Raw genomic sequence first — 21,604 nt, forward strand, 5'->3', positions numbered from 1 at the left:
CCATGTCGCGCGAAACGCGACCACGCCGGTGGTGTCCCCCTACATGGCTCGAAGTCACCGATGAGTGAGGCGCCTCCGTGCCGACCACGTCGCTGACGGACTAGCAGCCAGCTTGCGTGGGACGCCGGCGTTGCCGCCTCTAATGCATCGTCGCCGTGCACCGGTCCGAGGTGTCCGCCGCTTGTCCAGGGCGGTCTAAACCGTCAGTCAAGCTGGCCAGGGTCATCGAAGATGCCTTCACCGCTGAACAGGTCCACGATGTGATGGGCTTTCAAAATCTGCATCCGGGCAAGCAATGGGATGAAACCTACCGTTTGGCCACTATTCATCCGGATGGCGCCTGCATCGACTGCCCCCCAGGTGGAAGGCGCCAGAGGTTCGTTTGGCCACGCGTCATTGTGGGCGAACTGTGCGATATGCCAGGTAATTGAGTCGTCGTCACCAGAGGTGGCGAGCAGATTCGCGAGGCGTGCGCCGGGCTCTAACTCTTCGTCAGTCGTCAATCTGAGCTCGCCGATGAGGAGCAGCGGCGCCATGTCGCCGGTGAAGACCTCCAGACTCGCGATCAGTTGCCGGTCGTCGAGAGTCATCCGCCACATCGCATTCTCATCGATGCCGGATGTGGTCTCTGGCACGGCCCGCTGGGCGAGGGACGTCGCGTCGTTCCAGATCAGGTTGAGAGCTAATGTCGCCTGGAATCTCTGAGCCTCCCGGGCAGAGATCTGCTCCATTCGTGCCTGCTGCTCCAGCTGGAGTCTCGTGGCCTTCGCATGGTGTTGCTGCATCCGCTGTTGGCCGGCGGTGAGTTGTCGATCACCGCGAAGGCGATCGAGCAGATCTTCGGCCTGCCTGGGCCGACTCCCTGGATCCTTTGCCAATAGTCGATAGATGAGGGCGCTCAGTACCGCGTCCAACTCATCTGGGAGCGCCGGTATCCCTCCAGCATGTTGCGCCGCGAAATCGGGTCCGGGGAAGGCGACATTCCCTGTCACTGCCTCGAAAGCTACGCAACCGAGAGCGTAGAGATCACTCGAACGGGTGGTCCGCGCCGTCCTGAAGACCTCAGGAGCTCGATATTCGAGGGTTCCCGTACCCATCCAGGTGTGAGTAGCAGTTGCGACATCGAGAATCCGCGAAATACCGAAGTCGGCAAGGCACCACCTGCCGTCGTGCTTGAGGATGTTCTGCGGCTTGATGTCGCGATGGACGATGCCTGCGGTGTGGATATCGACCAGGCCGTTCGCGACGTCAATCACCACTTGACGGACCTCGGCCAGCGCCAGGCCATCGGGATTGGCTGAGATGACCTCTGCCAGGCTCGGCGTTGCTACCGGCATGACGATCAATAGAGCGTCGTTGACATACGCCCAGTCGACGATCGGTACCAGGAAACGTGACTTCGAGCCGGCGAGCAGTTGAGCTACCTCAATTTCACGGTTGACCTGCTTTCGCTCGATAGCCTCACGTTGCGGATCATCCGTACGAATCTGGACCCGCTTGACGGCCACGGGCTCCCTGTTCTGATCCAGGCCACTGAACACCTGACCCTGGCTCCCCGGTCTGCCAAGAGGCGCGGTGGTGTCATACCAGAACCGGGCTCCAGTCAGCCCCTGGAAGGCTTCCAACCCCTCCAAGGCTTGCTCTGTGCTCTGCTGGCTAGCGGCCAGTGCCTTCCGGAGTTGCTCCCCTATCAATTGGCGTTCGGCATCGACCTCTCGATACAAGTGCTGAACTGGCACCTTGCCACCGACTAGATCGCGATGCCTCGGAGACTGCGATTGTGCGACAGATGTCCGGTCCAAACCCAAGGCGAAGAGAACGTCCTCAGCCGCCGAACGCCATCGGACATATCGCTGATAGAGATCCGTGGCGGCGTCGGCATTGGACCGACCTGCTGAAGGTTGTTCTGGCCGTCCTGGATCACACTTTTGACGCGACTGGCCAGATGGTCGAGCGCGCTCGGCTCTTCGCTGGTGCTCACCGACCAAGTTTGTCAGCCTAAATCGACAATTTGCGCAGCGTTCCGACAATCGCAGGCGCAGCCGAGACGACAAGCGCACGCTCTGGTCAGCGACCGCGACGAGCGGATGGCTCAAGTTGCCGGAGATTGCAGAGCAGACGGGGATGTACGGGGTACGCGCGAGCGAAATGGGTCCTGAGAGCGGCAAGTTCCACTCGGTTGTGATGAGAACGAGGCGAGGGCTTGGGGAAGGGTGGTGAAGCCGTCGGAGGTGAGGAAGTGGCCAGCCGCAGGAATGATCTTGGGGGTTGTGCCGAGGAGAGCCGCCAGGCGGTCGGTGTGGGGTGCGGGGACGTATGGGTCGGCGTCTGAGCGGATGAGTGTCAGCTGGTCGACGTTTGCGCTGACCCCACCCAGGGGGCAGCCGTCGGCTATGTAGTCGTCTAGTTCTGGGAGGGCGGGGAGGGGGTCTACGAAGCCGGCTACGAGGACCAGGGTGCCTAGGCGCCAGGGGGTGGGGAGCGCGTTTAGGTGGCGGAGGACGGTTAGGCAGCCGAGGCTGTGGGCGATGATGGTCGAGTTTTCGTCGGGGGTGCCTACGGCGGTACGGACGGCTGCTGCCCAGCGGGTGGGGTCTGGGTGTTGCGGGTCGGGGAGGCGGGGGATCGTGGTGGGGATTCCGTCGGCCTCGAGTTGATCGGCCAGCCAGCCGAACCAGTGGTCTTCGGGGGTTGCGGCGTAGCCGTGGATGATTGAGGCGCGGCGGTGGGTTGTTGCTGTCATGGTGCAGGACCGTAGGGGTTCACGTCAGCGTGAAGGTCAAGCGATGAGCGGGAGGCGGTAGTGCTGATCAGCGAGTTGGCTGAGATGACCGGGGTGAGTACGCGGGCGCTCAGGCACTACGAGGAGCAGGAGCTGCTGGTACCGGCCCGCAACAGCAACGGGTACCGGAACTACGCCGAATCCGACGTCACCCGGGTAGCCCAGATCAGGACGATGATCGCCGCCGGCATCGGAACGTCGACCATCCGGCAGTACCTGGATTGCGCTCGTACCGGCGAGCACGGCACAACCCTCGAGCTGTGCCCTCGCCTGCGGGCCGAGCTGGACTCCCTGGCGACCCGCCTCGACGCTAGACAAGCCGAACTCCGCGACACTCAACGACATCTGAGCGGTCTCGCATCGCGGAGTTCGTCAGCCAGCGGTTAAGCGCAGAAGACGGCCGTGAGGAGCTTGGGGAGGGCTGTGTAGAAGGCGGTCGGTACGTCGATCGCAGCGTCCCCGGACGTTACGGAGGCGGTCATTGTGCGGGTGCCGTCTGCGTTGCTGTACATGAGGGCGCCGTAGCCGCCAGGCGGGCTGCCGTTGTGTTGGTAGAAGGTTCCGCCGCACTGGGGGCCTAGGTCCTGGATGAAGAGGCCGTAGCCGTAGCCGAGGGTGCCGTAGGGAGTGCGCATCTGGGTCAGTAGTGGCTCAGGCACAAGCTTTCCAGTCATCAGGGCACGGATGAAGGTCTGCAGGTCGGCAGTGGTTGAGCGCATGTCGCCTGCCCCGGCTAGGAGCGACAGGTTCTGGCGGGTTACGTCGACAACCTTCCAGTCGGCGCCGTCCTGGTAGCGGTAGTAGCCGTGGGCGTGGGGTCCGGGTAGTTGCGGGCTGTTGCCCGGTACGGCGGTGTCGCGCAGGCCTAGTGGTCGCAGGATGCGGCGCTGGACCTCACCGGCGTACGAGTGGCCGGTGACCTTCTCGATCAGGAGTAGGGCGACCGTGTAGTTGGTGTTGGAGTAGCTCTGGCCGGTACCAGGCGCAAACCGGGCTGGCTTCGACAGCGCGAAGCGGACCAGCTCCTCCGGGCGGTAGCTCCGGTACCGGTTCTCCACCCAGTCCTTGCCGACCGCTGGGATCCCCAGCACGGTCGTACCGTTCTCGTAGAGCTCGCCGGTGTAGTTGAACAGGCCGCTGGTGTGCTGCAGGAGCATCCGCACCGTGATCCGCGGGTCGAAGCCGTAGCGGGGGAGGTAGCGGGCTACCGAGGCGTCCAGGCTGAGCTTGTGCTCGGCGACCAGCTGCAGCACCACGGTCGCGGTGAAGGTCTTCGTCACACTGCCGACCCAGAACCGCCCGTCGGTCGGCGGCTTCGCGTCGTCGCCCAGCTTCCGTACGCCGGCACTGCCGACCCAATCGCCACGCTGGTCATGCACCCGCAACTGGATCCCACTGAACCCGGCGTCCACGACGGCCTGCAACGCCGCCTGCAGCTCCGGCCGCTCCGTACCGGCTCCAGGAGCCCCCAGGACCGCAGACGAGCCTGTATCGCCCCCAGGCGCGCCTGTACGGGCCGCTGCCGCCCCTGGAGCGCCCAACCCGGCCAGGAGCCCAACAGCCAGCCCAGCCGCCGCTATCCGCCGTAAGAACCTGCTCTGTGATCTCTTCATGCCGCCAACGATCACGAACCGCCCTGACACCGCCCCGCCACCGCCCTGACACACAGAAAAGCCCCGGCCGGAGCCGGGGCTTTTCTGAGCGAAGCTGCTGATCAGTGGCGCGTGACCTCGTGTGCGGTGCCCTCGTCGAGCTCCACCGTGCCGGTGGCGCCCTCTACCGCCTCGTGCTCGTCGTGGTGACCGTGCGCGTGGGCTTCCGCGATCTCGGCGGCCGTCGGCTTCTGGACCGCGTCGGCGAAGTAGAACTTCGACAACCGGGCCCGGACCTTGTTGAGCGCCCGCTTCGGAGCCCGTACGCCGTTGTCGTCCGTCTCCGGGCCGATGTCCAGCGGGAGCAGCCGGTCGCGGGCCGTCAGCTCGTACGCCTCGTAGTTCGAGATCGGGGTGTGCTTCTCGTAGTACTCGCCCTCGGGGGTCCGGACGATGATGCCGGACTCGAGGCCGTGCAGGATCCGATCGGTGTCGGAGCGCTGCAGCGAGATCGCGATCCGCCGGGTGGCCCAGAACGCGAGCACCGGGCCGAGGAAGACCGCGAACCGCAGGAACCAGGTCACGTTGTTCAGCGAGACCCCGAAGTGGGTGGCGATCAGGTCGTTGCCACCGCCGATCCAGAGCAGGCCGTAGAACGTGATGAACGCGGCGCCGATCCCGGTCCGGGTCGGCATGTTGCGCGGCCGGTCCAGCAGGTGGTGTTCGCGCTTGTCGCCGGTGATCCAGCCTTCGATGAACGGATACAGGGCGACCAGGGTCACGAACGCCGGCGGGATGATCAGCGCCGGTATCAGCAGGTTCCAGCTGAGCGTGACTCCCCAGAAATGGCTCTCGAACCCCGGCATCAGCCGCACGGAGCCCTCCAGCCAGCCCATGTACCAGTCGGGCTGGGAGCCTGCGGTCACCTCGGCCGGGTTGTACGGGCCGTACAGCCAGACCGGGTTGATCTGCAGCAGCGCGCCCATCAGGGCGGTGATGCCGAAGACGACGAAGAAGAAGCCGCCGGCCTTGGCCATGTAGACCGGCATCAGCGGGTAGCCGACGACGTTCTTCTCGGTCCGGCCGGGACCCGGGTACTGCGTGTGCTTGTGGTAAACGACCAGGAACAGGTGGGCCGTCACCAGAGCCAGGATCAGGCCCGGGATCAGCAGCACGTGCACGGTGAAGAACCGGGAGACGAACTCGTCGCCGGGGAACTCGCCGCCGAAGATGAAGAAGGTCAGGTACGAGCCGACGATCGGTGACGCCTGGATCATGCCCTGGGTGATCCGCAGACCGGTACCGGAGAGCAGGTCGTCCGGCAGGCCGTACCCGATGAAGCCCTCGATGATGCCCAGGAACAGCATCCCGAAGCCGATCACCCAGTTGAGCTCGCGCGGCTTGCGGAACGCGCCGGTGAAGAAGATGCGGAGCAGGTGGACCATCATCGAGGCGACGAACAGCACGGCCGCCCAGTGGTGGATCTGCCGCATCAGCAGACCGCCGCGGATGTCGAACGAGATGTCCAGGGTGGAGGCGTAGGCCTCCGACATGTGCAGGCCCTTGAGCAGGCTGTACGAGCCCTGGTACGTGACGTCGGCCATCGACGGCTTGAACCAGAAGGTCAGGAAGACACCGGTCAGCAGCAGGATGATGAAGCTGTAGAGCGCGATCTCACCGAGCATGAAGGACCAGTGGTCGGGGAAGACCTTGCGCAGGTTCTTCTTCCCGATCTTCCCGATACCCAGCCGGTCGTCGACCCATTTGACCGGTGCCGGAAAGTCTTTGTCAGACACGGTTGTCACCCTCGTTCCCAGAAGCTCGCGCCGACCGGCTCGTTGAAGCCGCTCTGCGCGACAAGGTAGCCCTCTGCATCCACGGCCAATGGTAGCTGCGGCAGCGGACGGGCGGCGGGGCCGAAGACGACCTTGGCACCGTCGGCCAGGTCGAACGTCGACTGGTGGCACGGGCAGAGCACGTGGTGCGTGGTCTGCTCGTACAGGGAGATCGGGCAGCCCACGTGGGTGCAGATCTTCGAGTAGCACAGGATGCCGTCGATGCCCCAGTTCTCCCGGCCGGCCGGCGTCCGGATCTCCTCCGGCTTGATCCGGACCACGATCACGGCGGCCTTGGCCTTCTCGTTCTGGTAATTGACCGCGCTCTCCTCCTCGATCGGGGCGAGGTTGGCCGGTGCCGCGTTGACCAGCTGGCCGACGATCAGGTCGGAGGGCTTGATCGGGCGGAGCGTGACGTCGTTCACGACCCGGATGCCCTTGGCCCAGATGGTCGTGTAGAGGCTGCGGCCCGGCAGCGGGCCGAGGTCGCGCAGGAACACGATGGCCGGCAGCCCGAGCAGGCCCATCGAGGCGATCAGCGACCGGCGGATCAGCTTCCGGCGGGTGAAGCCCGACTCGGCGGCGCCGACCTGGAAGGCCTCCATGATCTCGGTCTTCTGCTGCGGCGTGGAGTGCGCGTCGTGCCGGTCCTCGGCGATCTCGGTGTCGACCATCAGCTTCTTGGCCCACTGGATCGCGCCGGCGCCGACCAGGAACAGTCCCACGCCGAGGCAGAGGCCGAGGGTGAGGTTGTTCGCGTTGCCCGACAGCGGCCCGAACTGCAGCGTCGCGTCGCGCGGGATCGCGAAGTACGCGACGCAGGAACCCAGGAAGAGCAGTCCGGCCAGGCCGAACATCGTCGAGACCTGACGCTCGACCCGGTCGGCTGCCTTCGGGTCGATGTCGGTGATGCGCAGTTCGTGCGGCTCGATACCCGGATCCGGGATCGGCTCCGCCAGGACGACCTGGCTGTCGTGCCCCTCCCCGCTCACCGCGGGGAGATTGGCCTTCTCGTCGCTCACTCTGCCTTCACTCCCTTGGCCTTGACGCCCTTGGCGCCGATCCAGACCGCCACGCCGACCAGCAGGCCGATACCGACCAGCCAGCCCCACAGACCCTCGGAGACCGGGCCGAGCCGGCCGAGACCGAAGCCACCCGGGTCCTTCTGCTCCTGCAGTGCCTTCAGATACGCGATCACGTCACGCTTGTCGTCCGGCTGCAGGACCTGGTCGGAGAAGACCGGCATCTGCTGCGGGCCGGTGAGCATGGCCTCGTAGATGTGCTTGGGGTCGACGTTCATCAGCGACGGGGCGTAGCGGCCGTTCGGCAGCGCGCCACCCTTGCCGGCGAAGTTGTGGCACGCCGTGCAGTTGGTCCGGAACAGCTCGCCACCGCGGGTGACCTGCTCGTCGGTGACCTTGCTGATGTCGTACGAGTCCTCGGCCGGTACCGCGGGGCCGGGGGCGAGGCTGGCGACGTACGCCGCGAGCGCCTCGATCTCGGCCGGGGTGTACGCCGGGGTCTTGCGCGGGATCTGCGCGCCGGGCTGCATCGCGGGCATCCGGCCGGTACCGACCTGGAAGTCGACCGCGGCGGCGCCGACACCGATCAGCGACGGGCCGGCGAACTTGCCCTCGCCGTTGCCACCGCCTTCGGCGTTCAGTCCGTGGCAGCTCGCACAGCCGACCGCGAAGAGCTTCTTGCCCTCTTCGATCTGCTGGGTCTGGGCCGAGGTGTCCGCCGTCGCGTTGTCAGGGGCGAACGCGGCGTACGCGGAGCCCACCGCCAGGAGGCCGAACAGGAGCACGACGAGGCCGGCTGACCGGTGCCGTCGTCGCGCGGAGAGGAAGCGCGCCGGTGACAAGGAAAGTCTCTTCTCACTCATTTGAGCAGGTAGATGGTCGCGAACAGGGCGATCCAGACCACATCGACGAAGTGCCAGTAGTACGACACGACGATCGCGGAGACGGCCTGTTCGTGGGTGAACTTACGAGCCATGTACGTCCTGGCGAGGACGAACACGAAAGCGATGAGACCGCCGGTCACGTGCAGACCGTGGAAACCGGTGGTCAGGTAGAAGACCGATCCGTACGCCGACGACGAGATCGTCACGCCCTCGTGGACCAGGGTCGCGTACTCCGTGACCTGGCCGGCGATGAAGACCGCGCCCATCAGGTACGTGAGGATGAACCACTCGCGCATGCCCCAGGAGCGGACGTTGCCGACCGAGCCGCTCCGGCCGACCTTGCCGTGCTCGGCGGCGAAGACGCCCAGCTGGCAGGTCACCGAGGACAGCACCAGGATCGTCGTGTTCACGGCCGCGAACGGGACGTTGAGCATCTCGGTGGAGACGTCCCACAGCGATGCCACCCCCTCGGTCGCCGCGGCGGTCGTCACCGACCGGATCGTGAAGTACGCCGCGAACAGGGCGGCGAAGAACATCAGTTCGCTCGAGAGCCAGACGATCGTGCCGACACTGACCATGCTGGGACGGTCGTGGTGTCCGTGTTCACGAGACGCTGGGAGCGCGGTTGCAGTGGCCACGGCGTCATTATGTCGGTCCAGGTATCTGACAGCACGCCCACCCCCATGCATGTCGCCGACTTCCTGTTTCTACTGTTGACAGGTGCTTCCCCTCCATGCCGGACCAGGCGACCAGATCGAGCCGTTCACCGCGGTCCGGCTGCTGACCGCCTGGACCTTCGAGCCGGTGCTACTCAGCGTGATCGTGGTCGTCGGCGCCCTGTACCTGTACGGCGTCCACCGGCTCAAGGCCCGCGGCGACAAGTGGTCGAAGGGCCGGACTTTCTCCTTCGTCGGCCTGGGGCTGGGCAGCGCGGTGATCGCCACCCAGTCGGCGCTGGGCACGTACGACACGGTGCTGATCAGCGTGCACATGGCTCAGCACATGATCCTGTCGATGCTCACCCCGCTGGCGATGGCGCTCGGCGCGCCGGTGACGCTTGCCCTGCGCACCCTTCCGCAGCGGCCCCGCGGATGGTTGCTCTCCGTATTGCATTCGCATGTCGCGAAGGTGCTCTGTTTCCCCCTGGTGGGCTTCGTCCTGTTCGTGCTGAGCCCGTGGGCGCTCTACTTCAGCGGCTGGTACGACGCGACGCTGCGGTCGACCGGCCTGCACGACCTGCTGCACGTCCACTTCATCGTTGTCGGTTCGTTGTTCTTCTGGCCGCTGCTCGGGCTGGATCCGGTGCCCGGCCGGGTGATCTACCCGTTCCGGCTGCTGCTGACCTTCCTGACGCTGCCGTTCCATGCGTTCCTGGGGATCACGATCATGTCCGCGAACCGACTGATCGCGGAGGACTGGTACACGAGCTTCGGCCGCTCCTGGCCGCCATCGCCGCTGCGCGACCAGTACATCGCCGGCGGGCTGCTGTGGGGTTCCGGCGACATCGTCGGGCTGGTCTTCTTCGGGGTGCTCTTCGTCCAATGGGTGCGCCAGTCCCAGCGTGAGGCCAAGCGTGAGGACCGCCGGCTCGACCGGTTGGAGGAACAGGCGCGCAGAGCCGGCCAGCCTCCCCGGTAGCATTCGCGGTGTTCGATATGGGTCCGTTGGTAACAGACAACAGCTTGGGATGAATCGATGAGTTCAGAGCGTCCGCTGAAGGTGCTGGTCTACAGCGACGACCGCACCACCCGGGAGTCCGTCCGGCTGTCTCTGGGCAAGCGGCCTGCCGCCGATCTGCCCGAGCTCGAGTACTTCGAGTGCGCGACCGAGCCGGCCGTCATCAAGCTGATGGACCAGGGCGGCATCGACCTGGCCATCCTCGACGGCGAGTCCGTCCCGGCCGGTGGAATGGGGATCGCCCGTCAGCTCAAGGACGAGATCTTCCAGTGCCCGCCGATCCTGGTACTGATCGGCCGCCCGCAGGACGCGTGGCTGGCCACCTGGTCGCGTGCGGAGGCAGCTGTCTCGCACCCGATCGACCCGGTCCGGCTGGCCGAGGCGACCGCGGGGCTCCTCCGCGAGCGGGTCGCCAAGCTGCCCGCGACCACCTGATCCCGGCGCTGTGTCCGCCCCGCTGGATACCCCCGCCGGTACTACGCCTGGCGGCCGTGCGCTGACCTGGTCGCAGGTGCTCAACCCGTTGCTCCGGCATGAGGACCTCGACGCCTCCGCGACCGCTTGGGCGATGGAGCAGATCCTGTCCGGCTCCGCCTCACCCGCCCAGCTGGCCGGGTTCGTGATCGCGCTGCGTTCCAAGGGTGAGACGGTCGCCGAGGTCGAGGGCATGGTCGCCACCATGCGCGAGTTCGCTACGCGCATCGACGTACCGGGCCGGACGCTCGATGTCGTCGGTACCGGCGGTGACCAAGCCCACACTGTGAACATCTCCACGATGTCGGCGATCGTCGCGGCCGGGGCCGGAGCGAAGATCCTCAAGCACGGCAACCGGGCGGCGTCGTCTGCTTGCGGTTCTGCAGATGTGCTGGAGGAGTTGGGGATTCCGCTTGATCTCACTGCGGCGCAGGTTGAGGCCGTGGGGGAGCGGGCGGGGATCACGTTCTGCTTCGCTCCCGCATTTCACCCGGCGCTGCGGCATGCGTCCGTACCGCGTCGTGAGCTCGGGGTGCCGACGACCTTCAACATCCTCGGGCCGCTGGCCAACCCGGGTAACCCGTCGGCGCTGGCCGTCGGCGTGGGGGACGGGCGTGTCGCAGGGCTGATGGCCGGTGTGCTGGCTCGGCGGGGGATCGATGCGTTGGTGTTCCATGGCGATGACGGGCTCGATGAGCTGACCACGCGGACGACGTCGCAGGTGTGGACGGTTGGGCGTGGGGCGGTCGAGGGGCCGGAGACGCTGGATCCGCGGGAGCTGGGGATCGCGCCGGTGCCGATCGAGGCGTTGCGGGGTGCGGATGCGACGTACAACGCGAAGGTCGCGCGGGCTTTGCTCGATGGCGAGACGGGGCCGGTGCGTGACGTCGTACTGCTGAACGCTGGGGCGGCATTGGCCGCGCATGAGGGGAGTACCGGGCCGTTGGTGGCGCGGATCCGCTCGGGGATGGACCGGGCGGCCGAGGCGATCGACTCCGGCGAGGCGAAGAACGTGCTGGACCGCTGGATCGACGCCTGCGTGGCTGTTCGTTCCTAGCTTTTGCTGGAGAGTTTTTGCTGAAGAGCCCGCCGCCCCGCTGTTGCTGGGGGAGGCGGGCTCTTTGTCAGCCGCCGATCTTGATCTCTTGGACCTTGGCGCGCCAGACCGGGATCCAGTTCGGCGTACTGCCGGCGATGTCGGCGATCACGAAGTCGGCGGTGCCGTCACCGCGGTCGATCACGGCAGCCATGATGTTGGAGTAGGTCTCCTTGAGCTTCGGCACCTTGACGACCACCTTGATGGTCAGCTCGTGGCCGGCATGCCCGTCGACCGTGATCGGGGTGTGGGTCGCCTTGCCGATCAGCTTCACGTTCGGGTCGTACAGCTTGACGATCGCCGCACTGGCCGCCTGAACGGTCGCTTCCTTCAGACCGACCGGCGTACTGACGACCTTGATCTTCGGGTTGAGCCCACCGAAGGCGACATAGTTGCCCCACCGCGCGTTCTTGCCGTCGTACTTGTCGTGCACGGTGAACCAGGTCGCCGCGCCACCGAGCAGGCCGACGCTCTCGCCACTCCCGTTGTCCTCCCAGTCGGTCCCCATCAACGGCATGGTGTCCTTGTTGAAGGCAACGATGTTCGACCCGAGCACCTGCCCCTCCGGCGGAGGCGGCGTAGTAGGCGCCGCCGACGGACTGACCGTCTGCAACGGCTCACTCTTAGCCGAAGGCAACGAAACCGGCGTGACGGCATCAGCCTTGTCCCAAATCCAATTCACACTGACCCCGGTCACCACCAGGGCGCCGACCACCAACGCCGCAACTCCAACCAACCGTCCGTTCCGCCCACCACCCCCGCCTCGCCCGGGATCAACAACCCCATACCCGTCATCCCCACCAGACAAGGCCTCATCAACAGGCGCACCCCACGCACCCACCGGCGCCCCGCCAGCCGCCTGCCCACCAACCGGCGCCCTACCAACTGGCGGTCCACCTACCGGTCGTCCACCCGTCGGTGAGCCACCCACCGACGGCAACTGCCCACCGCCCAAAGCCTGCGCTTGCCAGCCAGGTCCAGGGCCACGGGGCGGCCCTCCCGCCGAGCCATACGCGCCCGACTGATCACCAGGCCTGCCCGGCCCCCTCTGACCACCAGACCCCGGTGTTCCGGCCGGACCGTAGCCACCTTGTCCATAACCCTGCGGAGCCCCCTGCATAGGAGAATGCGGCTGGCCGGGCGATCCCGCTTGCCCATACGGCCCCGGCTGCCCCGGCGCCCCAACCTGCCCATGCGGAGCCGATCCACGAGACCCATACTGCCCCTGCGGACCTGCCTGCCCTGGGCCTGGCGTACTAGGCGCAACGATCTGACCGGACCGTCCTGGTTGAGTAGCAGCGCCATACGGCCCAGCCTGCCCAGACCCCTGCGACCCGCCCTGGCCCTCCTGGACACCCGGCCCACCGGGACCACTCGGCCCACTAGGAACGCTTGACCCACCAGGACCGCTTGCTCGACCCGGACCAACCGAGGCTCCCGGCCCCGGATGCCTTTGCGCCTGTACTTGACCAGGTTGGCCTTGCCGACCTGTTGGACGCATCGGCGGCCCGTAGCCACCTGCCTGCGAGCCTTGCCCAGGTACAGCTCCCTGCATGCCTACGCCCGGCTGCGGCTGCGGCTGGCCGGCTTGTGGGCGGCCGGGCTGTGGTGCTGGCGCGCCTTGCGCGATACCGGGCTGCGGTGCCGACCCGCTCTGCGGTTGACCTGGCTGCGAGGGTCCACCTTGCGGTCCAGTTGGCCTTTGCGCGTTCTGCGGGGGACCGGCCTGGGGCCCACCGAGGTGCGAGGTCGGAGCCTGCGGTCCGGGGGTGTACTGCGCACCCTGCTGGCTAGGCGCCGGCTGCGAATCCCGGAAGGACTGCTGCGGCTGCTGGTGAGCCCTCTGCGGCTGGCCAGCACTCTCGCCGGGTACGGCGGGCCGCTCAGCCGCAGTACCGGCTACTCCGGGAGCCGATGCCGAAGGTGATGCTGGAGCTGGCGCGCGAGTCGGAGTAGGAGCCGGTACTGGCTCCTGTGCTGATGCACGGCGTGGTGGGGGAGGTGGCGGCGCGGGCGCGCGGGACTGGCCCAGCAGCGGATCCGAGGCCTCCAACCCGTCCTCAGTAGCCAGCCTTTCCGCACCGCTGGGCGACGGTGGTTCTGCTTCCGCGAACCAGTAGTCAGTGGGGGACGGGTCGGTTGGGGGCGGGGGTGGGGCGCTGTGGCGGGCAGGGGGGCGGGGTGGTTCGTTTTCAGCCAACGTTGATTCCCTTGTAGACCTGGCTCTCGGCCGTCCTCAGATCCGGCCGGTTGGTGGGGATGTCACTGATGTAGGCGACCGCGGTGCCGTCGCCGAGGTCGAAGACCGCGACCGTCAGCAGGAGGACCGACTTGACCTTGGGTGACTTCGCCGTGACGGTCTCCTGGTAGTACCAGCCCGCCTTGTCCGAACGCTTGATCGCGCCGTTGCGGACAGCCTTGTAGGTGACCGGGATGTTGCCGTAGTTCCAGGTGTGCACCTGCCCGAGCAGTACCGCCGCCGTCGCCTTCGGATCGCCGCTGAACGGAGTCTTGTTGCCGAGGGCACCGACGAACATGTCCGCGTACCAGTCGTTGCTGCCGTCGAAATCGGCCTGCAGTGTGACGTACTGGCCGCTGGAGTTCAGCAGTTGCGGGATCAGCCGCTTGCGGTCGGACCAGCCGTTGCCCTGGCGCGGGAAGGAGATCGCGTCGGACGTGATCCGGTTGCCCTCGTGGAGCTTGGGGTCCTTCGACTGGCCCGGCTTGACGTTCGGGTTCGTCGGTGCGGTGCCGGTGGGCGTCGGGGTCGGGTCGGCCGTCTTCTTGTCGCCCTGGTTGGTGATCAGGAAGATCGCCGCCACGATGAGCAGGACGAGCGAGATCGCCCCACCGACGATCAGCGGCGTCTTACCGCCACCACTCTTGCGCGGCTCGCCACCCTGCGGTCCACCGCTCTGAGGTCCTCCACCACCGCCCTGCCAAGGCGAAGCTTCACCAGCCTGCTGCCCGCCCCACTGCGTACCAGCCTGCTGCTCCGTCGCCTGCGAGCCACCCCACTGATCAGTACTCGTCTGCTGCGCCGCAGAGCTACCCCACTGCCCCGCATCAGCTTCCTGTACTCCGCCCGTACCCCAACCATCATCACTCGCCGGCGCTGCCCCAGAAGTACTCCAACCAGCAGCCCCACCCTGCTGCCCGCCAGAACCCGCCCAGCCACCCTGCTGCCCGCCAGCCTGCCCCCAGCCCGCAGCCCCGTTCGCCTGTGCTCCAGCCTCACCCCAACCCGCGCCACCTACCTGCTGCGCGCCCGAGCCTGCTGCGCCAGCTCCCTGCGCGCCAGAGCCCCAGCCGTTCTCACCAGCCTGCGGCGAACCGGTACCCGCCTGCTGCACGCCACCCGAAGCCGAACCCTCACCACCGGCCGCCTGCGGACCAGTTCCCCAGCCCTCCGCACCAGACTGATGCGGGCCAGATCCCCAGCCTTCCGCGCCGGACTGCTGCGGGCCCGAACCCCAGCCCTCCGCACCAGACTGCTGAGCGCCGGAACCCCAGCCCTCCGCGCCGTTCTGGGTGCTTAGCGTGCCCCAGCCGGCGGCTGTTGTCTGCTGATTGCCCGATGCGCCTTCGGCGTTCGCCGTGCCATCTGGCGCGCCCTCGGTACCGGCCTGAGGCCCACCGGATGCACCCCAACCGTCAGCACCAGCCTGCTGCCCACCGGCCTGCTCCCAGCCGGCAGCACCAGCCTGCTGGCCACTTGCCTGTCCCCAGCCGGCAGTACCGGTCTGCTGGCCACCGGCCTGTCCCCAACCGGCAGCACCGGTCTGCTGGCCACTGGCCTGGTCAGAGCCTGCAGTGCCGGTCTGCTTGTCTTCGGCTTGCGTCCAGCCGTCTGTGCTGGCCTCCTGGCCAGCGGCCTGCGTCCAGCCGTCTGCGCCAGCCTCCTGGCCAGCGGCTTGGGGCCAGCCTCCAGCGGCGGTCTCCTGTGGGCCGGACTGGTTCCAGGCGCCTGCGGTCGACTGCTTGGTGGGGGAGGCGTTCTGCTGGTTGTTGCTGGTGTTGGATTGCTGACCGGCAGTCTGCTGTCCGCTTGAGGTCTGCGCCGAGGTCTGGTCGTCAGCACTCACCGACGAGTCAGCAGCGCCCTGAGACGTCGACGGCCCGTGGTCGGAGGCGGCCAGGTCGTCACCAGCTGCCCAGGGATTGCTTGCAGACTGCTCGCCGGACGGCTGACCGGTCTGCGACCAGCCGTCAGCAACCGTCTGGTCGTCGGTCGCTGGTCCGTTCTGGGACCACCCGTTGGCGGCACTCTGAGGCTCCTGACCCCAACCACCAACGGCTGCACCCTGGGTGCCGCCCGCTTGACCCCAACCGCCCTCAGTACCCGTCGAAGCACCCTGCTGCCCCGAGCCGTCCTCCTGCGTGGTTTCCGAGTCGCCCTGCTGGCCCCACGGAGTCACCGGTGTCGCGGCCGATTCACCCTGCTGGCCCCAGGGGGCGACCTGCGTCGTCTCCGAGTCAGCCTGTTGGTTCCACGGCGTGACCTGCGTGGCGTCTGCGTTGCCTTGCGGGGGCCACGCGTTGACCTGCGTCACCTCGGCGTCGCCGCTCTGCTGGCCCCAGCCGTTGTCGGTCGGTGCCGAATCGGGCTGCTGGCTCTGGCCGTTGTCAGGTGTGGAGGCGGCCTGCTGCCCCCAGCGGTTGTCGGCTGGCGTCGCAGCGGGCCGCTCGCCCCAGCCGTTGGTGGCGGGGATTACCTGGGTGGTGTCTGTGTCTGAGGTTGGTACCGGGTCCCTTGGAGTCGGCGCGACGGTCGGCGGCTCGGTCCAGTTGGTGTCTGACCAGGATTGCGCCTCCGGCTCAGGAGTCGCCGCTGGCGAAGTACTGGATGAGTTGGGCGCCAGCTTGAGGGTCCAGCCGGTCTGCTGGGCCGGCTCGGCCTCGGCTTCGGCCTGCTCCTGGGTGATGGGCTGGGCATCGTCCGGTACCGGGCGCTGGGTCCAGTGGTTCGCGGCTTCCGGTATCGGCGTCGGCGCCATCCACGTCGACTTCGCCTTCTCCGCCGGAGTCAGCCCCGCAGTAGCCGAACCCGTCGATCCGCTCGAGCCGTCACCGCCCGCCGAGTCATCCGATACGACCGAGTCATCCGGTACCACCGACACGCGGGGGGCTGCCGGGCCGTCCGCACTCGCCTTGAAGGCCGAAGCGGTGCTGGGTCCGGACTCAGCGGTAGCCGGCCAGAAGCTAGCCGTGCCGGACGCGGACGCGTTGGATGCAGAAGGCGTAGCACCCGACGCGGGGCTGGAAGACGTGCCACCGGAAGCAGCAGGCGTCCCGCCTGACACCGCGGCTGTGCCGTCGGATGCGCTCCGGAGCGTGGAGGCTGGGCCCTGGGACGCGCTACCTGAGGTGTCGGACGCGGCGTCCTCGTCCGCAGGAGCGGAGTCGGCGGCCGGCTCTTCCTTGTCGGTGCGGTTGGTCCATTGCGTCCCGTTCCACCAGCGGATGGTGTTGGGCTGTCCGGTGGGGTCCGGATACCAGCCGGCGGGAGGGTTGCTCATGCGTTCACCGTAACTTCAGCGCGTGTCAGTCAGACCGTGGAATTCCGCCCCGGAAACCTCAGAAACCCGATTCCTCGCCGAGGCTGAAGGCTGCCTCCAGGTCGTGCGTCGAGTAGGCGCGGAACGCGATGTGCGTCTCCGTGCTCAGTACGCCGGGCACCCGGTTCACGTGGTCGGGGATGACGGTCGCGAGGTCGTCGTGGTGGGCGACCCGGATCATCGCGATCAGGTCGAGCCCGCCGGTCACGGAGTACACCTCGCTGACGCCCTCGATCGCGGCCACCTGCTCGGCGACCTCCGGGATGCGCGCGACGTCGGCCTTGATGAACACGATCGCGGTGACCATGTCGTCCTCTCCTCGAAACCAGCCCCCTACCGCGCTGAAGCATAGTGCCGACCCCGCCTGTGCCGCCCAAGCCGGTTCAGAACTTGGGGAACCGTGGAGCCGACAGCACCCGGTAGTTGTACGTCCGCCCGCCGGCATGATCGATCAGCACCTTGAACCCAGCCTCGCGGAGCACCTCGCACAGCGCCCGGACGATGATCTCCGAGGCGTTCACCACGTACGAGAACAGCCCGCTCGTCACGTCCTGGGTCAGCACCTTCTCGACGTACTCCGGACTGCCGGTGACCGGCGGATCCCAGTCGATGGTGACCCCGAACGGCTCGACCGTGTTGACCCAGATGTGCGCGCCCGGCGGCAACCCCTGCGGATCACCACCCGGTACTACGGCAGCCGCGAACCCCATCCGCTCCAGCTCGCGCCGCACCTCCTCGGCCAGCTTCTGCCAACTCTCGATCGCATCGTCGGGCGCCCGATAGCCCGGGCCGCCGTGCCGATGCGAGGGCGTGAAGAACTGGAACGGATCAGTCACCCCCCAACTTTGCCATGACGCCCGACTGAGCAGCCGCCGCAAGCGATTCGTGGACAGGCGAGGGGCCGTCCTCGGACGACGCCTCGAATGTGGACGGCCGAAGACCGTCGTACCCGGTCGCTGTCGAGAGGATCAGGGAGCCGCAGCCGATGGCTGCCTAGCGGGCGGTGGCGCCTAGGGGGCGCATTCTGCGACGACGTTCGCTCGGGTGGTGGTGAGCCTCCGAGTGGGAATTGTCCAGCCGGGCCACATGCCGGCCGGCACCGCTGATCGGGCAGGTCCACGTGCCGTCCATCTCGACCAGCCGGATGCCGGGGGAGTCGAGCCAGCGCAGTACCAGCTCAATCTCCTCGGGTGAGGCCGAGGCGACAGGCCCGATGCCCGGCAGGACCGTCTCGGCCGAGGCGCGCAGCATCTCGAGGTACTTCCGGGGATCCGTTCCACGCGGGCTGATCCCGGCCGCCGCGAGCCGGCCGCGGCGGATCACGTGCAGCTCCCACCCACCGTCCTCGGTCCGCCGAGCTGCGCAGATCTCCGCGCACCCGGTGACGGACGCCATCCGCTGCATCTTCGCGCTGCTCCGGACGAACGCGCTCAACCGATCACGCTGCACGGCCGCATCCTCAAAACGCTCGTCCGCCGACAGCACATCGATCCGCCGATCGAGCGCAGCGACCACAGGCGCCGGATCCTCGGTCAGCGCCGACCGCAACCCGATCACGAGCGCCCCGTACGCCTCAGCAGAAACCCGCCCGTCGCAAGGCGCCACGCACCGACCCATCTCGGCCAGCACACACGGCGAACCCGCAGGCGACTTCGACATCCGATCCGTGCATTGCCGAATCGGGAACGCCTCGTGCAGCGCCGCCATCGCCCGCTCGGCCGTCTTGCGTGAACTGAACGGCCCGAGATACCCAGCTCCGTCATCCCGCACCTGCTTCACCAGCGACAGTCGCGGGAACGGCTCGACCGTCACCTTCAGCCAGTGCTGCCGCTCAGGAAACTTGGATCGCCGGTTGTACCGCGGCTTGTGCTCGGCGATCAGCCGCAACTCGCGTACCTCCGCCTCAAGCGCAGTACCGCACTCGATCCCGCGGACGCCGGATGCGATCCCGATCATCTCGCCGATCCGGGTCCGTTGCTCCGACGCGGTGAAGTACGACCGGACCCGGTTGCGCAAATCCTTCGACTTGCCGACGTACAGGACCTCGCCGCGATCGTCGGTGAACAGGTAGACACCAGGTGCATGCGGCAACGACTCGGCCAGATGTCGCTTGGCCCGTACCTGCGGCGCCACCCGGGACGAGAACGTCTGCAGGTCCTCCAGCGTCTGCACACCGAGCGATCCGACCCGCTCGAACAATCCATGCAGTACGTCGACCGTGGCGCGCGCGTCGGACAGGGCACGGTGGTTCGGCGTGACCGTTGTCCTGAACAACTTCGCGAGCGTGCCCAGCTTGCAGTTCGGCGTCTCGTCCGGCGTCAGCACCCGGCGGGCGAGTTGCGCGGTGTCGACGACGGCGAAGTCGGGCCAGTCGTACCCGTGCACCTGGGTGTCGTGCTTGAGGAAGCCGACGTCGAAGGGCGCGTTGTGAGCGACCAGCACGCAGCCCCGGGCGAATTCGAGGAAGGCCGGGAGTACCGACTCGATCCGCGGCGACGAGGCGACCATCCGGTCGGTGATCCCGGTCAGTACGGCGATGAACGGCGGGATCGGCTCGGCCGGATTGACCAGCGTCTGGAACTCCGCGACCAGCTCGCCGGCCCGGACCTTGACCGCGCCGATCTCGGTGACGCCCGACTCACCGGGCGCGCCACCGGTCGTCTCCAGGTCGACGACGCAGAAGGTGACGTCGCGCAACGGCGTACCGAGGTCGTCGAAGCTCGGCTGGACGCCGCGGATCGGCGAGCTTTGACTGCTCATGCCGACGACGCTAGAAGCCGCCACCGACAATTCCCTCCCGGGACACGCGACTTCGGTGAAGCATCAACAACAAACAGCGTGGCTGACGGGGGCGAACCGACTACGCTCTAGGCATGCGTACACAAGCGATCACTGCGATTCCGGGCCGCGCGCCCGGTCGTTGTGGTCTGCATCACTGGCTGTGCCAGGGGGCCGTTCCGACCGGACTGCGGACCGGTGGCTGAGGCAGGCACCGCCGCGAGCTCCGCTGCCACCACCTTGCCCGAACCCGTGCGGCAACGGGTTCTGACCTTGGCCGCCCAGGCGTTGGGGCAGTTGCCCGCGACAGACATCCCGGCTCCGCTGCGGCGGTTCGCCAGCTTCGCGCCCGGCAAGCGCGCGAAGCTCTCGGCGTCCGTACTCGGCCCGATCCTCGCGACCGACGACCATTTCCGCAAACTGGTCGCTTTCGAGGTACGCCGTGGGCACCCCGAATTGGGTGACGCAGTCGCCGACGGACTCGCAGTGCCGGCCGCCGAGCCGACGGAGGTCGCGGCACTCGCGTACCTGCTCAGGCCGGACGACTGGGAGCAGCGGGTCGCCGATGCCGCCCAGTTGCCGCCGGAGAAGCCCGGCGTCGACGAGGACGCCGTCACGCGCCTGCACGACCAGCTCGACCAGGCCCGCACCGAGACCCGCCAGGTGCGTGAACGCCTGCGCGAGCAGGTCACCGAGCTGAAGGCCGAGAATGTCACCCTCCGCCGCAAGCTGAACGAAGCACGCCAACGGATCACCGGCCTGCAGACCGATCTCGAACTGCGCACGACCGAGGCCGCGACCGCTGACGCACGGGTTGATGCTGCCCGGGCCGAGGTCGAGCGCGAGGTGCGCAAGCTCCGGGCCCGGATCACCGAACTCGAGGCGGTCGAGCACGCGGCCCGCCGTACTGCGGGGCAGGAAAAGGAACTGGCCTCGACCAGAACCCGCCTGCTGCTGGACACCTTGGTCGAAGCAGCGGGAGGACTCCGTCGCGAGCTGACCCTGCCGCCCGGGGGAGACCTCCGCCCGGCCGACACCGTCGCCGGCGTCGAACCCGCGACGGCGCCCGTCGGCCGTACCGCGCCGGCCGACGACCCGACGCTCTTCGACGAGCTGCTCGCGCTGCCGCAGGTACATCTGATCATCGACGGCTACAACGTCACCAAGACCGCCTGGCCGAGCACCCCGCTGCACTCCCAGCGCCAGCGCCTCGTCACCGCGCTCGGCGCCCTGGTCGCGCAGCGGCGGATCGAGGTCACTGTCGTCTTCGACGGCGCGGAGCTGTCCGGCCCGGTCCAACTGAACCCACCGCGCGGCGTCCGCGTCCGTTTCAGCCCCGCCGGCGTGATCGCCGACGAGGTGATCCGCCAGCTGGTCCGCGCCGAGCCGCCAGGCCGCCCGGTCGTGGTCGTCTCCACCGACCGCGAAGTTGCCGAGAGCACCGTCACGATGGGCGCCCGCGCCCTGTCCGCCACCACCCTGATCAACCGCATCGCCCGCGGCTGAAATCGGGGCCGTAGCGGGCCGGTGACACGCGGTCCGCAGAAAACTGTCGGTGGGGGTCTTTAGCGTCCTTCTCAGCCGGATGCAAGTCCGGGTGCTTCCCCACCTTGGAGGACGTTGTGCTGATCGACTGCGACGCGTGTGCGATGAGAGGCCCCGGCTGCCGTGACTGCGTGGTCACCGTGGTGCTCGGCATGCCACCCGAGCAAACCTCACTACGTATCGACGACGAAGAACTAGCTGCCCTGGACGTCCTCGCCCAATCCGGCCTGGTCCCACCACTACGCCTGGTGCACGCCGTCAGCAGCGTCGAGCCAAGTGTTGCTGGAGAAGGCGAAACGGCCGCCGACGCGGTCTGATTGCCTCAGAACTGCCGGTCAGCCGCCTGTTGCCGGCGATAGGC

General features: G+C 67.5%; 19 protein-coding genes and 1 pseudogene. 7 read left to right on the forward strand and 13 right to left on the reverse strand.

Going from position 1 to position 21,604, the window contains the following annotated elements; genetic code table 11:
- Positions 1-203: 203 nt before the first annotated feature.
- The 3 genes from OHA70_RS27075 to OHA70_RS27085 form a co-directional block, all read right to left on the reverse strand.
- Positions 204-1,739: a serine/threonine-protein kinase gene (locus tag OHA70_RS27075; RefSeq protein ID WP_328322431.1), complete on the reverse strand. Its 1,536-nt coding sequence runs from the start codon at positions 1,737-1,739 to the stop codon at positions 204-206.
- Between the two features lie 11 nt (positions 1,740-1,750).
- Positions 1,751-1,981 carry a hypothetical protein gene (locus OHA70_RS27080; protein WP_328322433.1) on the reverse strand — a complete coding sequence of 77 codons (231 nt, stop codon included), beginning with the start codon at positions 1,979-1,981 and terminating at the stop codon, positions 1,751-1,753.
- A gap of 111 nt (positions 1,982-2,092) precedes the next feature.
- Positions 2,093-2,743: an RBBP9/YdeN family alpha/beta hydrolase gene (locus OHA70_RS27085; protein ID WP_328322435.1), complete on the reverse strand. Its 651-nt coding sequence runs from the start codon at positions 2,741-2,743 to the stop codon at positions 2,093-2,095.
- 60 nt (positions 2,744-2,803) lie between these two features.
- Between OHA70_RS27085 and OHA70_RS27090 the strand changes: the two genes are divergently transcribed.
- Positions 2,804-3,169, forward strand: coding sequence for a MerR family transcriptional regulator (locus OHA70_RS27090; RefSeq protein ID WP_328322437.1), 366 nt, complete (start codon positions 2,804-2,806; stop codon positions 3,167-3,169).
- Here OHA70_RS27090 and OHA70_RS27095 read toward each other — a convergent pair.
- The 5 genes from OHA70_RS27095 to ctaE all read right to left on the reverse strand — a co-directional run bounded on the left by OHA70_RS27095 (position 3,166) and on the right by ctaE (position 8,804).
- The gene (locus OHA70_RS27095; RefSeq protein ID WP_328322439.1) at positions 3,166-4,395 is read right to left on the reverse strand and encodes a serine hydrolase domain-containing protein; all 1,230 of its coding nucleotides are present in this window, start codon (positions 4,393-4,395) and stop codon (positions 3,166-3,168) included. The genes OHA70_RS27090 and OHA70_RS27095 overlap by 4 nt on opposite strands.
- A 101-nt stretch (positions 4,396-4,496) precedes the next feature.
- Positions 4,497-6,179, reverse strand: coding sequence for a cytochrome bc1 complex cytochrome b subunit (qcrB, locus tag OHA70_RS27100; RefSeq protein WP_328322441.1), 1,683 nt, complete (start codon positions 6,177-6,179; stop codon positions 4,497-4,499).
- A complete protein-coding gene (gene qcrA / locus OHA70_RS27105; RefSeq protein WP_328335222.1) occupies positions 6,176-7,201 on the reverse strand; it encodes a cytochrome bc1 complex Rieske iron-sulfur subunit in 1,026 nt (341 codons plus the stop codon). Before qcrA ends, qcrB begins: the two co-directional genes overlap by 4 nt.
- Positions 7,202-7,227: 26 nt before the next feature.
- Entirely contained in the window at positions 7,228-8,094 is an 867-nt protein-coding gene (gene qcrC, locus OHA70_RS27110) for a cytochrome bc1 complex diheme cytochrome c subunit (RefSeq protein ID WP_328322443.1), read from the reverse strand.
- The gene (ctaE, locus tag OHA70_RS27115; RefSeq protein WP_442913847.1) at positions 8,091-8,804 is read right to left on the reverse strand and encodes an aa3-type cytochrome oxidase subunit III; all 714 of its coding nucleotides are present in this window, start codon (positions 8,802-8,804) and stop codon (positions 8,091-8,093) included. The genes qcrC and ctaE overlap by 4 nt, the downstream gene beginning before the upstream one ends.
- A gap of 31 nt (positions 8,805-8,835) precedes the next feature.
- Here ctaE and OHA70_RS27120 point away from each other — a divergent pair, with 31 nt between their 5' ends.
- Genes OHA70_RS27120 through trpD form a run of 3 tightly spaced genes read left to right on the forward strand, consistent with a single transcriptional unit; the run spans position 8,836 to position 11,323 of the window.
- Complete coding sequence (locus tag OHA70_RS27120; RefSeq protein ID WP_328322447.1) at positions 8,836-9,753, forward strand: cytochrome c oxidase assembly protein; 918 nt, start codon at positions 8,836-8,838, stop codon at positions 9,751-9,753.
- 57 nt (positions 9,754-9,810) lie between these two features.
- Positions 9,811-10,227, forward strand: a complete 417-nt coding sequence (locus OHA70_RS27125; protein WP_328322449.1) for an Rv3143 family two-component system response regulator — start codon at positions 9,811-9,813, stop codon at positions 10,225-10,227.
- A 10-nt stretch (positions 10,228-10,237) separates the two neighbouring features.
- Complete coding sequence (gene trpD, locus OHA70_RS27130; protein WP_328322451.1) at positions 10,238-11,323, forward strand: anthranilate phosphoribosyltransferase; 1,086 nt, start codon at positions 10,238-10,240, stop codon at positions 11,321-11,323.
- A gap of 67 nt (positions 11,324-11,390) precedes the next feature.
- On the opposite strand, the gene OHA70_RS27135 is transcribed toward trpD, so the two are convergent.
- The 5 genes from OHA70_RS27135 to OHA70_RS27155 form a co-directional block, all read right to left on the reverse strand.
- Positions 11,391-12,098: a hypothetical protein gene (locus OHA70_RS27135; RefSeq protein WP_328322453.1), complete on the reverse strand. Its 708-nt coding sequence runs from the start codon at positions 12,096-12,098 to the stop codon at positions 11,391-11,393.
- Between the two features lie 1,456 nt (positions 12,099-13,554).
- The gene (locus tag OHA70_RS27140) at positions 13,555-16,881 is read right to left on the reverse strand and encodes a hypothetical protein (RefSeq protein ID WP_328322455.1); all 3,327 of its coding nucleotides are present in this window, start codon (positions 16,879-16,881) and stop codon (positions 13,555-13,557) included.
- 58 nt (positions 16,882-16,939) lie between these two features.
- Positions 16,940-17,227: an Lrp/AsnC family transcriptional regulator gene (locus OHA70_RS27145; protein WP_328322457.1), complete on the reverse strand. Its 288-nt coding sequence runs from the start codon at positions 17,225-17,227 to the stop codon at positions 16,940-16,942.
- A gap of 76 nt (positions 17,228-17,303) precedes the next feature.
- Positions 17,304-17,756, reverse strand: coding sequence for a hypothetical protein (locus tag OHA70_RS27150; RefSeq protein ID WP_328322459.1), 453 nt, complete (start codon positions 17,754-17,756; stop codon positions 17,304-17,306).
- 157 nt (positions 17,757-17,913) lie between these two features.
- Positions 17,914-19,680: a DEDD exonuclease domain-containing protein gene (locus OHA70_RS27155; RefSeq protein WP_328322461.1), complete on the reverse strand. Its 1,767-nt coding sequence runs from the start codon at positions 19,678-19,680 to the stop codon at positions 17,914-17,916.
- 216 nt (positions 19,681-19,896) lie between these two features.
- Here OHA70_RS27155 and OHA70_RS27160 point away from each other — a divergent pair, with 216 nt between their 5' ends.
- The 3 genes and pseudogenes from OHA70_RS27160 (at position 19,897) to OHA70_RS27165 (ending at position 21,560) form a co-directional block, all read left to right on the forward strand.
- Positions 19,897-21,204 carry an NYN domain-containing protein gene (locus OHA70_RS27160; protein WP_328322462.1) on the forward strand — a complete coding sequence of 436 codons (1,308 nt, stop codon included), beginning with the start codon at positions 19,897-19,899 and terminating at the stop codon, positions 21,202-21,204.
- A gap of 37 nt (positions 21,205-21,241) precedes the next feature.
- Positions 21,242-21,370: pseudogene (locus OHA70_RS39805) on the forward strand (YSIRK-type signal peptide-containing protein); the annotation flags it as partial.
- 4 nt (positions 21,371-21,374) lie between these two features.
- Entirely contained in the window at positions 21,375-21,560 is a 186-nt protein-coding gene (locus tag OHA70_RS27165) for a hypothetical protein (RefSeq protein WP_328322464.1), read from the forward strand.
- Positions 21,561-21,604 lie beyond the last annotated feature (44 nt).

This window comes from Kribbella sp. NBC_00382 (assembly GCF_036067295.1).
GTDB lineage: Bacteria > Actinomycetota > Actinomycetes > Propionibacteriales > Kribbellaceae > Kribbella.